Genomic DNA, 12,799 nt, shown 5'->3' with positions numbered 1-12,799 from the left:
ACTGCACCGTTCAGGTGGGAAGTTTTGTCAGATATCTATAACACTATTTATCAGAAAGTCATCGTGTATCCTTCTTCGAAGATCTCGCCTTTTCTTAATATATTTCCATATTTTCTGTTTTCGAGTTTTTTGTCAAAGTCTTCGCCATCTGCTCTTCCGTACCAAGGCTCTATGCACATGAAGGGAGCATCCTTGCCGGCAGGAGACCATAGACCAAAGAGTGGTGCATCGAAGTCTACAGTTACAATCCTCTTATCTTTTTCATATAAGGATACGCTTGTTGCCTGCCTATCCTCTACTACCAGCGCATCGCCTGCAAACAGTTCATTTGAAAGGTGAAGCTTACCATTATCAAGATCATACTTTTGTGTACTATTAGTAATAAGCCCCTCACTATTAAGAATATATGATGTGATGGAGTCATTCACAGGAGCCTTTGAAGATTCATCACTTATCTTAGCAAATGTAAGATAAGAATCTTTGAGGCAGCAGTTGAAGGCCGGGTGAGCTCCTATAGAGAAGTACATGATATCCTGATCCTTGCCAGATACACGCCAGCTCACAGATACGCTCTTACCTGTAAGAACGTATTCAACTTCAAGCATGAACTTGAAAGGATACTTGGCAAGTGTTTCTTCATTTTCTTCAAGGCGCATTACTATGCGGTTCTTGGAACTATCTACAAGATCAAATTCCATATCTCTGGCAAAACCGTGCTGTGACAGAGTATATGTCTTTCCATTATATACAGACTCTTTGTCCTTATAATTACCAACAAGTGGGAAAAGAATAGGAGAAGTACGCTTCCAGTACGTCGGATCAGCCTGCCACATATATTCGAGGCCATTCTGATCTTTTATAGAGCGGATCTCTGCTCCGAAACTTTCTACAGATACTGTCAGTTCTTCGTTTGCAATGCTATATAACATAATAAATCCTCCGATATATGGTGGTTTTTGCACATGCCTTTGTGTATGACTGTATAGATTGGATCATCGTCTTACAAAATCAAAAACTGTGCGGAATTTTGAGATACATTCAAGACTACATGTGGTTTAATTATACCTCAAAAACCTTGGCCTAGGTGAAAAGACATAATAGATAGGTTAAGTTTAAAAATGCTATATTTTCAAAAACAATTTACAATTCTTTTGACACTTATATCAGCATCATGATATCAATCATATTTTGAAGAACTTTTGCAAAACAGTGGAAAATATAACGGTATTTTCATTTGAAACTTAAAAAGTCTACTGGAAAAAAGTTTCCTTAAAAGGTGCGCATTTATCTCTTGTATAGTTCTTGAAATTTATATTTAGTTTATAAAAGTTATGGAAACTGCACAAAAACGTTCATTAAATAACGACTTACAGATAGTAAAATACACAAAGAACCATTGATTTGAGTTTATATAATCTTTATAATTTGATTATAAATTCATAATAACAGGAGGGAATACAGTATGCTATTTCAACTTTATTCATCTAGTGCAGCTATGCAGCTCCTTGGATGGATCCTCGTATTTGCGGGACTTATCCTTTTCAATGAGATCGGACGCCGCACTAAGATTGGTGGAATGATCGTATTTGTTATCATTCCGGTGATACTCACTGTATACTTTATAGCTATTCAGGCAGGTGCATTTGGAGGTCTTTCCAATCCTACCAGAGCATATATGAATGGCTGGTTCCATTACTTCAAGCTTTATGCTGCAGACATAGGATGTGTCGGTTTCATGATGATCAAGTACAAATGGGGCCTTGGCAAAAAGGAATGGTTCAAATGGTGGCCTTGGTTCATCGTATCAGCTAACATCATGATCGCTAACGTATCTGACCTTGAGTCTGCATTTGCTGCAAGAGGAATCACAGGTGATTTCTCAGGCGCATGGTGGGCTTCCAATGAAGGTGTATTCATCTACGGTGGATGGTGGAATATCCTCAACTTCATCGCAGGTATGATCAACATCTTCTGTATGACAGGTTGTGTTAAGCTCCTTACTTCCAATGACAAGAACAAGAGCGATATGCTCTGGCCTGATATGACTATCTGGTTCATTCTTGCATATGATGTATGGAACTTCGAGTACACATATCTCAATCTTCCTACACACTCATGGTACTGCGGCGTTGCACTTCTTCTTGCTCCTACTTTTGCAAACGCATTCTGGAACAAGGGTGCATGGATCCAGAACCGTGCCAACACACTGGCTATCTGGTGTATGTGGGCTCAGGTAGTACCGCTCTTCCAGCTCAAGGGCAGATTTGCTGCAGCACTTCCGAGAATATACGGCGGCGCTACAGAAGCCGGAATCACAACTATGGATCTGTACGAGAAGGCTATAGCAATCTTTAATGCAGGTGATGGTAAAACAGTTGCAGCTAATGAAGCTATGGCACAGATGGGCATAACAGCTGATCCTACAGCACAGGGCGTAGTAGCTATCGCAGCCGTAGTGATCAACGTTGTCTGCATCATGGTTATCATCAAACGCTCCATCAAGGCTGGTCGCAATCCTTATTCCAACAATGTATTTGAAGGAACAAGAGATTTCGAAGAAGCAATGGCAAGAGCAGAGAGATAAGACGATTCGAGCATCATAATTCATTTTGATTTAAGATTGTATCATAAGGGTAAAATGTTATTTTTGATATATGGTAATTAACGGGTAACTAGACTCCTGATATGGCATTTCGCTGTATCAGGAGTCTTTTTATATCCAGTTATAGGAAAAAGCTATTATACAAATCTGAAATAGGGTGCTAGAATACAATCATTCAAATCCTATAGAAATAGTATGAAAACAGCAAACACGGTCAAAGGAGGAGACAATTATGGGAAAATTATTTACATCAGAATCAGTAACAGAGGGACATCCGGACAAGGTAGCAGATCAGATTTCAGATGCAATACTTGATGCACTCTTAGAGCAGGATCCCAAGTCAAGAGTTGCAGCAGAGACAACTGTAGCGACAGGACTTGCACTCATCGTAGGCGAGATCACAACCAAGGCTTATGTAGATATTTCCAAGGTTGTCAGAGATACGATCAGGGAGATTGGATATACCAAGAACTCAGATGGATTCAATGCTGACTCCATAGCAGTCCTTCAGTCAATCGATGAACAGTCTGCAGATATTGCACTTGGCGTAGACAAGGCATACGAGTCCAAACAAGAAGGCGCTTCCAAGGATTACGGAACAGGCGCAGGAGATCAGGGTATCATCTTCGGATATGCAACCAATGAGACACCTGAGTATCTGCCTCCGGCTATCTCTTTTGCCCACAGACTTACAAGACAGCTTGCCAAAGTCAGAAAAGATGGCACACTTGCTTACCTTGGGCCTGATGGTAAGAGTCAGGTTACTGTCGAGTTTGATGACTCAGGCAAGAAAGTTAAGCGAATAGATACCATCGTCATTTCCACTCAGCATAGCGCTGATGTAACTCAGGAACAGATCCACAAAGATATAAAAGAATATGTCATCAAAGCAGTTATCCCTGCAGAGCTTTTAGATGAGGCTACCAAGTATTTCATCAATCCTACCGGAAGATTCGTAATAGGTGGACCTCAGGGAGATTCAGGACTTACAGGTCGTAAGATCATCGTAGACACTTACGGTGGAGCCGGACACCACGGCGGCGGAGCTTTCTCAGGCAAGGACCCGACAAAGGTAGATAGAAGCGCAGCTTATGCAGCAAGATGGGTTGCCAAGAACCTCGTAGCAGCAGGCGCTGCAGATCAGCTTGAGATAGAGCTTGCTTATGCTATCGGCGTTGCCGAACCTGTATCTATAACCGTAGATACATTCGGAACAGGCAAGTACTCAGATGAAAAGCTCGTTGAGGTTGTTAAGAACGTATTCGACTTAAGACCTGAAGCTATCATTGATTCACTTGATCTTAGAAGACCTATTTATAAGAAGACTGCAGCATACGGACACTTTGGAAGAGACGATGCAGATTTTACCTGGGAGAAGCTTGATAAGGTTGAAGCTATTAAGGCTCAGCTTGGCTGATCTTATATAGAAATAATATCCTTGGCAGTCCTAAGATAAAAGGATTGCCAAAGAATATAATGGCAGATCATATCGGTATACATTCTGTATTTAAGTTTAGTAATACCTATGATGAATTGAAATGTGAGGAGAACGGAGTATGAAATATTATGAATCTTTAAAGGAAGCTATAGGTAATACACCCATGCTCAAGCTCCAGAGGGCAGATGAGAGCATAACATCAGATATATATGCCAAGCTGGAGCTTTTCAATCCTTGTGGCAGCGTCAAGGACCGCGTTGGATACGCAATGGTCGAAGATGCTGAGAAAAGAGGAATATTAAAACCGGGAAGTGTGATCATAGAGGCCACAGCGGGGAATACCGGTATAGGAGTAGCTTTTGGTGCTTTGGGGAAAGGATATAAGGTTATCTTCGTAGTTCCTTTAAAGTTCTCTCCTGAGAAGCAGACTCTCATGAGGATGCTGGGAGCAGAGATTATCAATACACCTACAGAAGGGGGCATGCAGGGAGCTATCAAAAAGGCTGATGAACTTGTAGCTTCTACGCCGGGAGCTGTCCAGCTGGGACAGTTTGTAAATCCTGAGAATCCCGCTGTCCACTATCGTACAACAGGACCTGAGATCTGGAGAGATATGTCAGGACATATCGATTATTTTGTAGCAGGCGCCGGAAGTGGCGGTACATTCTCCGGAATTGTCAAATATTTAAAAGAGAAAAATCCTAATATCATCGCAGTTCTTGCAGATCCTGTTGGCTCTACCATGGGCGGCGGCGAGCATGCTGACTATAAGATAGAAGGAATAGGCAACGACTTCATAGCAGACACAATGGATATGTCTCTTGTAGACAGAGTTGTGAAAGTTAATGACGATCAGGCATACGGTCAGGCAAGAGAACTTGCTCATACAGAAGGTGTATTTGCAGGAAGTTCATCAGGAGCAGCCCTTTATGTTGCCAAGCAGATAGCAAGAGAAGAAAAGGGCAAGAATATAGTGACAGTCTTCCCTGACAGAGGCGACAGATACTTTAGTGAACATCTGTATGAATAATATTAAATATCATCTTAATTAAAACAATACAAAAAATATAATAAGTATATTTGAATACAAAATCAGTGTATTTATAAAATCGATAAGTATATTTATAGAAATATTTATTGTTTATAAGTATAGTACGAGAGGTAACGATCATGGCAATCAGCAGATTCAGTAATCATAAAATAGAAACAAAACTTATACATGGAGGAATATACGGCGACGAGCTGACAGGAGCTGTTAATGTCCCGATATATCAGACATCTACTTACGAGCAGGAGATTCCCGGAGTTCATAAGGGCTTTGAATATTCAAGAACAGGCAACCCTACAAGAAAGGCTCTGGAAGCCCTTATTGCAGATCTTGAGAACGGGACACAGGGCTTTGCTTTTGCATCAGGTCTTGCAGCTATCACAACAGTTCTTAGCCTTTTCAAACAGGGTGATAAGCTCATCATATCTGACAATGTATATGGCGGAACATATAGACTTCTTAGCAAGGTATTCGATAACTTTGGCATCAGCTTTGTATCAGTAGATACAACAGATCCAGCCAAGGTTGAGGCAGCTATAACAAGTGATGTCAAGGCCATCTATATAGAGACTCCAACCAATCCTCTTCTTGGTATCACAGACCTTCAGGCTATCTCCGATATAGCTCACAAGCACGGACTTCTTCATATAGTAGATAACACTTTCTATACACCTTATATCCAGAGACCAATAGAGCATGGTGCGGATATAGTGATCCACAGCGCTACCAAGTACCTTGGCGGTCACAGCGACCTTGTTGCAGGACTTGTAGTAGTCAATGATGCAGTACTCGGCGAAAAAATTGCATTTATCCAGAACGCGGCAGGAGGTGTCCTTGGACCTTTCGATTCATTCCTTCTTATTAGAGGTATCAAGACTCTTGGTGTTCGTCTTGACAGGCATGTTGATAATGCAGTAAAGATAGCAGATGCCCTTAAGAACAATGCTGATGTCAAGAACGTATACTATCCTGGATTTGAGGATCATCCGGGACATGATATTAACCTTAAACAGGCCAAGAACGGCGGAGCTATGATCTCTTTTGAGCTTACAGAAGGTCATGACATTAATAAGTTCTTCAGAGCTCTTTCTATCTTTGCTCTTGCAGAGAGTCTTGGCGGCGTTGAGTCACTTGTATGCCATCCTGCAACTATGACACACGCCGCTATTCCGAAGGAAGTCAGAGACAGTGTTGGCATCACTGATGGTCTTATCAGAGTATCTGTAGGTATCGAAGACGGGGATGAACTTACAAGAGATCTGCTTCAGGCAATAGAAGCTTCCCGCGTCTGATGACACGAGCTTACTTTGCTCGTGACATAAGATAATATTTATGCAAAAAAAGCTGCGTTTTTTACAAGCACAATTATCTACGGACTATGTGCAACAAGTAATAATTATATGATTTTTGCCATCAATAATATACTTATGCAGTATACATTAATAAATGTGTATACTGCATTTTTAAAAAATGTATAGTTTTTGAATCAAAAATTTTCTTTTTTGAAAAATACGTCAGTTATATTTTAAAACTATAGCCGGAAATATCTTACAAGTATTATTCAAAAAAAAATTTACAAATGCTATAGTGCTTAAAACAACAAATCAAAGTTTAGTTTTCAGGCAGGAGGAAAGAAATGGGCAAGTTGGACATAAGCATACCCGAGGTTTCCATAAGAGAGATAAGACTTGGATCCATCACAGGATATCAGGGGTCAGCCAAAGGACTTGTGGATGGATATGGATGCGGCGGACTTAAGAACAGAGATCGTAAATTCCAGCAATGTGCAGGATGTTCGATCAGTAAAGCTGCATGTATGGTAACTCTTATTCAGGATGCAGCGGTTATAATACATGGTCCTGTAGGATGTGCATCATGTCTTCATGAATTCAACTTTACATACTATGTAAATGCAAAATCAAGAAGAGGCATCGACAATCCTACTCAGAGAAAGATCTTCTCAACCAATCTCAAAGAAACAGACACAGTATACGGCGGAGCAAGAAAACTTGCAAAAGCTATACGTGAAGTAAATGAAAGAACAAATGCATCAGCTATATTCGTACTAAGCTCCTGTGCATCAGCAATAATCGGTGATGACATCGAGAGCGTAGCAAATGAAGCTGAAGAAGAGATCGGAAAGCCGGTAGTTGCTATCTACTGCGAAGGCTTCAGATCCACAGTATGGACAACAGGTTTTGATGCAGGCTACCACGGTATCGTAAGGAAACTGGTAAAGCCTCCGGTCAAAAAAGACAACGGACTTATAAATGTGATCAACTTCTGGGGATCAGATGTATTCACTAAGTGGTTTGAGCCTTTTGGAGTAAAACCCAATCTGATCACACCATATTCTACTGTAGAGGGCCTGTCACATGCATCAGAAGCATCTGCTACAGTTCAGATATGTCCTACGCTTGGTTCATATCTTGGAGCAGCCCTTGAGCAGGAGTATGGAGTTCCTGAGATCAGAACAGCAGCACCATATGGAATCATCCAGACTGACAGATGGTTCAGAGAACTTGGTAAGCTCCTTCACAAAGAAGATGTAGCAGAACAGGTTATTAAAGAAAAGAAAGAACAATATCTCCCTAGGATAGAAGAACTTCGTAAGAGACTTAAAGGCGTAAGAGCATATGTTACAGCGGGATCTGCTCATGGACATGCACTTCTTAACATCGTAGGAGACCTTGGAATGGAAGCAGTAGGAGCCAGCGTATTCCACCATGATCCGACTTATGATGGAGGCGACGGAGCCGCAGATCTTCTTGCAAGAAGAGTAAGAGACTATGGCGATGTACCTAACTATAACGTATGCGCTAAGCAGGAATTTGAATTTGTCAATGTTCTTAACAGGATCCGTCCTGATATCCTCCTTGCAAGACACGGCGGAATCACACTTTGGGCAGCTAAGCTTGGAATTCCGTCACTCCTTGTCGAAGACGAGCAGGCCAACATGGGATATGAAGGTCTCATAAGCTACGGTGAGAAGATCGTAGAGACTCTTGAAAACACAGAGTTTATTGAGAATCTTTCCAAGCATGCAACTAATCCATACACAGACTGGTGGATGAATGAGCAGCCTGACACATTCCTAAAAGAAGCTAAGACGGAGGTTATATAAATGGGAGCAGAAATAATAGAACAGGAAAGATTTACATGTGCTCTTGGCGCGATGCAGACAGTAGTTGCTATCCCAAAGGCGCTTCCCATCCTTCACTCAGGACCTGGATGCGGAGATATGGTATCAGGCTTTTTCCAAAGGTCTAAGGGATATGCAGGCGGAAGTACAACACCTTGTTCCAACTTCTCGGAAAAAGAGGTTGTATTCGGTGGTGTCAACAGATTAAGAGAACTTGTAGATAACTCATACAAAATACTTAATTCAGATCTTCAGGTTATTTTCACAGGATGTACTGCAGGAATCGTAGGCGATGATGTACAGTCAGTTGCTGAAGAGTTCAGGGATCAGGGTAAACCAATTGTATATGTTGAAAGCCCCGGATTTAAGAGTAACAACTATGTATCACACTCAGTAGTAGTCAATGCCATCATCGATCAGTATGTAAGCCAGTACGAGGATGAGAGCACATTCAGAAGCCAGAAGAATACAGTCAATGTATTTGCTTCAATTCCTTATCAGGATATGTTCTGGAGAGGCAACCTTGATGAATATAAAAGACTCCTTGAGGCTATAGGACTTAAGGTCAATATCCTCTTTGGTGACAGATCAAGAGGCGTCAAGGAATGGCAGAGTATACCAAAAGCAAACTTCAATATCCTGGTATCACCCTGGTATGGCAAAGATATAGTTGATCACCTTAAGGATATATACGGACAGCCTTATGTTCAGTATCCTAACATTCCGATAGGCGCCGGTGAGACAGAGAAGTTCCTTAATAAGGTAGTATCTTTTGCCATAGAGCAGGGCGCAGACATCAACGAGGTCGAAGCCAGAAAGTTCATCAAGAAAGAGTCGGATGCTTACTATGCACAGCTTGAAGATCTTGCGACATTCCTTCTTGAGTTCAGATACGGACTTCCAAATCATGCACATATAATCCATGATGCAGGCTATGTCCTGGGACTGTCCAAGTTCCTTATAAACGAGACAGGGGTTATTCCTAAGGAGCAGTTCATAGTAGATGATACACCTGAGAAATATCAGGAAGAGATCGCCAAAGAGCTTCAGAGTATATCTACCAAAAGGCAGATCCCGGTATTCTTCTCACCTGATGCCGGCAAGGCTCAGAACAAGATAAGAGAGCTAAGCCATAAGGGTAAGGGCGTCATCATAGGCGCAGGCTGGGACAAGCAGATAGCAAGAGAGAAGAACTACGACTTCATATCAGCAGCGATCCCTACTGATTACAGACTTGTCATGAGAACAGGTTATGTGGGATTTGCTGGAGGTTTAAGACTTATAGAGGATATCTACAGTAATACACTTTCTAAATTTGCTTGAACTCTGGCCGGCATTATCGTTTTGGCTCACAAGAAGCTGCAATATAACACATGGTTTTCTGAGGAGTTTTAAGATTTATATGAATATATTTATAAAGGCTTAAAACTCCCGGTCCTTAAAAGGCCCAAGAGGAGAATATTATGGGAAAATTAAGAGCTGCATTTGCAAGTAGTAATAATGCATATATAGACGAGCATTTCGGATCTGCACAGTATTTTCAGATATATGATATTGATGAAAAAGAAGCTGAATATGTAGAAGAGCGCAGGATAAATCCCTTGTGCAAGGGACACTGCGAAGGCGGATTTGAAGCGGCATATGATCTTCTTAAAGATACAGATGCCATATTCGTACTAAGAATAGGCGAGTCTGCTGCAGGATATATGATACAGCACGGAAAGAGAGTCTTTGAAGCTCATGGCTTTATCGAGAATATAGTTAATGAGCTTATAGGCGATGGCTTCGCTAAGGACTCAGACACAGACAATGATAACGAAAACGTAGTTCTTGCAAGCGGCGGTGCAGATCTGCTTGCAGGTGACGAAGGGCAGGCATATAGAAAAGAGGCAGTATAGTGGCAAAAAGTTACCAGGAGCTTACGCAGAATCATCCATGCTTTGCCCGTGGCCAAAAGAGCAATAAAGGAAGGATACACCTTCCGGTGTCACCTGGCTGCAATATAGCATGTAAGTTCTGCGACAGACAGATTAACGACTATGAAGACAGACCGGGAGTTACCAGCGAAGTAATATCCCCGGAAGAAGCACTTGAAGCTGTTGGCAGGGCTATTGAACTTAACCCGGATATCCATGTTGCAGGTATTGCAGGTCCGGGAGATACGCTTGCTACAGACTTCGCACTTAAGACATTCAGACTTATCAAGAATAGATATCCGGAGCTTATCAAGTGTATGAGTACCAACGGTCTCATGCTTCCTGACAAGGCTGATGAGATAATTGATGTCGGGGTTGATTCTCTTACAGTTACAGTCAATGCTGTAGATCCCAGGATTGAAGCCAAACTTAACAGCGCTATTGTATATCACGGTAAGAGATATACAGGAGAAGAGGCAGCAGGGATCCTCATTCATAACCAGCTTGAGGGCATCAGAAAAGTTGCAGCATCAGGAACATCAGTCAAGGTAAATACGGTACTGGTACCTGAGATCAACAAGGATCATATAGAGACTATAGCAAAAACTGTAGCACAGGCGGGAGCTAAGATCTACAACATCATACCCCTTATACCGCAGGCAGAGCTTGCATGGTGTAGTGCACCAACCTGCCATGACATCGAAAGAGCCAAGGCTGTTGCAATCAAGTACCTTGACGTATTCATGCACTGTTCAAGATGCAGAGCTGATGCGGTAGGCGTACCGGGAGGAGTAGATATATCTAAATACGTATGGCTTAAGGTTCTTAATACAAGACAGACATTTAGTCATGGCTGATGGAAAATAGTAACTAAAAAAGTAGCTTAAGAAACAATAACTAAAAATATATACCAATGATTTGAAAATATAGATATTGGTATATGAACCTATAGGAGGAGAGAAATGGCTGAGAAAGAACTTAGACAGATTGCAATATATGGAAAAGGTGGAATCGGAAAGTCAACAACAACACAGAATCTTACAGCAGGACTTGCTGAACTTGGTAAGAAGGTAATGGTAGTAGGATGTGATCCTAAGGCTGACTCCACAAGACTTCTGCTTGGTGGCCTTCACCAGAAGACAGTTCTTGATACACTTCGTGAGGATGGCGATGTACAGCTTGATTCGATCATGAAGGAAGGCTTTGGCGGAACAAGATGCGTTGAGTCAGGCGGTCCTGAGCCAGGTGTTGGATGCGCAGGTCGTGGTATCATCACATCAATTGGCCTTCTTGAAAGACTTGGAGCATATACAGAAGATCTTGATTATGTATTCTATGACGTTCTTGGTGACGTTGTATGTGGCGGTTTCGCAATGCCTATCCGTGAAGGTAAGGCTAAAGAGATTTACATCGTAGCATCAGGTGAGATGATGGCTTTGTATGCAGCTAACAATATCTCAAAAGGTATCTCCAGATATGCTAGAACAGGCGGTGTAAGACTTGGCGGTATCATCTGCAACTCAAGAAATGTAGATAGAGAAAAAGAGCTTCTTGAAGCCTTCGCTAAGGAACTTGGAACACAGCTTATCTACTTCGTACCAAGAGATAACATCGTACAGAGAGCTGAGATCAATAAGAAGACTGTTATCGCTTATGATCCTAACTCCAAGCAGGCAGATGAGTACAGAAACCTTGCAGAAGCAATCGACAAGAATACATTCCTTACAGTACCAAAGCCGATGACTCAGGAGAGACTTGAAGAGATCCTTATAGAGCATGGTCTTATCGATACAGAGGAGTATTCTAAGGCTATTTGATAATTTGAAAAAACAGGTCGGAGGTCACATGGCAGAATTTGTTACAATTAAAAACCTTCATAAGAATTTCATAAAAGATTCTGTTGAGATCAAAGTCCTAAACGGTGTCAATCTTACAGTTAATAAAGGGGAGATCTTCGGAGTCATAGGATTTAGCGGCGCCGGTAAGTCAACACTTGCCAGATGTATCAACAGACTTGAAACTCCGGATAGCGGTGAGATCTATGTTGATGGTACGCAGATCCTTGCTCTTTCGGAGAATGAGCTTAGGAAGAAGCGCAAGAAGATAGGAATGATATTCCAGAACTTCAATCTCTTCGAATCCAAGACTGTATACCAGAACATAGCGTATCCCCTTGTTATAGACGGTTATAAGAAGTCTGATATTAAGAAAAAGGTTCTTGAGACTGCTGAAATGGTAGGCCTTACAGATAAGCTTTCGGAATATCCGGGAGCCTTATCCGGAGGCCAGAAGCAAAGGGTTGGAATAGCAAGGGCTCTTGTGGGTGATCCTGATCTTCTTTTGTCAGATGAATCTACATCTGCTCTTGATCCTCAGACTACTATTCAGATCCTTGACCTTCTCAAAGAGATCAATAGGAAAAAGAATATAACTATTCTGATGATCACTCATGAGCTTGATGCTATCAAATATACCTGCAAGAAGATGGCTGTACTTGAAAACGGAGAGATCACAGAAGAGGGGCTTGTAGAGGATATATTCAAGAGTCCTACAAGTAAGACAGGAGCTCTTTTTGCTAAGGTATTCAATCAGATGCAGCATGCAGAACTTGGTGATGGTGCAGGAATCTAATAATAAAAGAAAAGAGGAAAGC

At 41.7% G+C, this 12,799-nt stretch carries 11 protein-coding genes; 10 read left to right on the top strand and 1 reads right to left on the bottom strand.

Features of this window, described 5'->3' with window-relative positions; translation table 11 throughout:
- Positions 1-50: 50 nt before the first annotated feature.
- Positions 51-929: an aldose 1-epimerase family protein gene (locus I7804_RS15180; RefSeq protein WP_248404057.1), complete on the bottom strand. Its 879-nt coding sequence runs from the start codon at positions 927-929 to the stop codon at positions 51-53.
- A gap of 533 nt (positions 930-1,462) precedes the next feature.
- Here I7804_RS15180 and I7804_RS15175 point away from each other — a divergent pair.
- From I7804_RS15175 to I7804_RS15130, 10 genes are all read left to right on the top strand, one after another.
- Positions 1,463-2,584, top strand: coding sequence for a DUF5692 family protein (locus I7804_RS15175; protein WP_022753064.1), 1,122 nt, complete (start codon positions 1,463-1,465; stop codon positions 2,582-2,584).
- Positions 2,585-2,834: 250 nt separating this feature from the next.
- Positions 2,835-4,019 (top strand): methionine adenosyltransferase, encoded by a 1,185-nt coding sequence (gene metK, locus I7804_RS15170; protein ID WP_022753063.1) that lies wholly within the window; start codon positions 2,835-2,837, stop codon positions 4,017-4,019.
- A 139-nt stretch (positions 4,020-4,158) separates the two neighbouring features.
- Complete coding sequence (locus I7804_RS15165; protein ID WP_027208039.1) at positions 4,159-5,070, top strand: PLP-dependent cysteine synthase family protein; 912 nt, start codon at positions 4,159-4,161, stop codon at positions 5,068-5,070.
- A 140-nt stretch (positions 5,071-5,210) separates the two neighbouring features.
- Positions 5,211-6,380, top strand: coding sequence for a trans-sulfuration enzyme family protein (locus tag I7804_RS15160; protein WP_034485924.1), 1,170 nt, complete (start codon positions 5,211-5,213; stop codon positions 6,378-6,380).
- 344 nt (positions 6,381-6,724) lie between these two features.
- Entirely contained in the window at positions 6,725-8,212 is a 1,488-nt protein-coding gene (locus I7804_RS15155; protein ID WP_248404056.1) for a nitrogenase component 1, read from the top strand.
- Complete coding sequence (locus tag I7804_RS15150; RefSeq protein WP_027207627.1) at positions 8,213-9,553, top strand: nitrogenase component 1; 1,341 nt, start codon at positions 8,213-8,215, stop codon at positions 9,551-9,553. It abuts the gene before it with no gap.
- A gap of 140 nt (positions 9,554-9,693) precedes the next feature.
- A complete protein-coding gene (locus tag I7804_RS15145) occupies positions 9,694-10,128 on the top strand; it encodes a NifB/NifX family molybdenum-iron cluster-binding protein (protein WP_248404055.1) in 435 nt (144 codons plus the stop codon).
- Positions 10,128-11,003 carry a radical SAM protein gene (locus I7804_RS15140; RefSeq protein ID WP_248404054.1) on the top strand — a complete coding sequence of 292 codons (876 nt, stop codon included), beginning with the start codon at positions 10,128-10,130 and terminating at the stop codon, positions 11,001-11,003. The genes I7804_RS15145 and I7804_RS15140 overlap by 1 nt, the downstream gene beginning before the upstream one ends.
- Before the next feature lie 105 nt (positions 11,004-11,108).
- Complete coding sequence (nifH, locus tag I7804_RS15135; RefSeq protein ID WP_110073042.1) at positions 11,109-11,963, top strand: nitrogenase iron protein; 855 nt, start codon at positions 11,109-11,111, stop codon at positions 11,961-11,963.
- A gap of 28 nt (positions 11,964-11,991) precedes the next feature.
- Complete coding sequence (locus tag I7804_RS15130; protein WP_022758673.1) at positions 11,992-12,777, top strand: methionine ABC transporter ATP-binding protein; 786 nt, start codon at positions 11,992-11,994, stop codon at positions 12,775-12,777.
- Positions 12,778-12,799: the final 22 nt, after the last annotated feature.

Source organism: Butyrivibrio fibrisolvens, from assembly GCF_023206215.1.
Taxonomy (GTDB): domain Bacteria; phylum Bacillota; class Clostridia; order Lachnospirales; family Lachnospiraceae; genus Butyrivibrio; species Butyrivibrio fibrisolvens_C.
This window is presented reverse-complemented; position numbering and strand designations above follow the sequence as displayed.

Excerpts from the sequence above, each read along its gene's own strand:
- I7804_RS15155 (WP_248404056.1), top strand. The coding sequence starts at position 6,725 with ATGGGCAAGTTGGACATAAGCATACCCGAGGTTTCCATAAGAGAGATA.
- I7804_RS15130 (WP_022758673.1), top strand. The coding sequence starts at position 11,992 with ATGGCAGAATTTGTTACAATTAAAAACCTTCATAAGAATTTCATAAAA.
- I7804_RS15180 (WP_248404057.1), bottom strand. The coding sequence starts at position 929 with ATGTTATATAGCATTGCAAACGAAGAACTGACAGTATCTGTAGAAAGT.
- I7804_RS15145 (WP_248404055.1), top strand. The coding sequence starts at position 9,694 with ATGGGAAAATTAAGAGCTGCATTTGCAAGTAGTAATAATGCATATATA.
- I7804_RS15150 (WP_027207627.1), top strand. The coding sequence starts at position 8,213 with ATGGGAGCAGAAATAATAGAACAGGAAAGATTTACATGTGCTCTTGGC.
- metK (WP_022753063.1), top strand. The coding sequence starts at position 2,835 with ATGGGAAAATTATTTACATCAGAATCAGTAACAGAGGGACATCCGGAC.
- I7804_RS15175 (WP_022753064.1), top strand. The coding sequence starts at position 1,463 with ATGCTATTTCAACTTTATTCATCTAGTGCAGCTATGCAGCTCCTTGGA.
- I7804_RS15165 (WP_027208039.1), top strand. The coding sequence starts at position 4,159 with ATGAAATATTATGAATCTTTAAAGGAAGCTATAGGTAATACACCCATG.
- I7804_RS15160 (WP_034485924.1), top strand. The coding sequence starts at position 5,211 with ATGGCAATCAGCAGATTCAGTAATCATAAAATAGAAACAAAACTTATA.
- nifH (WP_110073042.1), top strand. The coding sequence starts at position 11,109 with ATGGCTGAGAAAGAACTTAGACAGATTGCAATATATGGAAAAGGTGGA.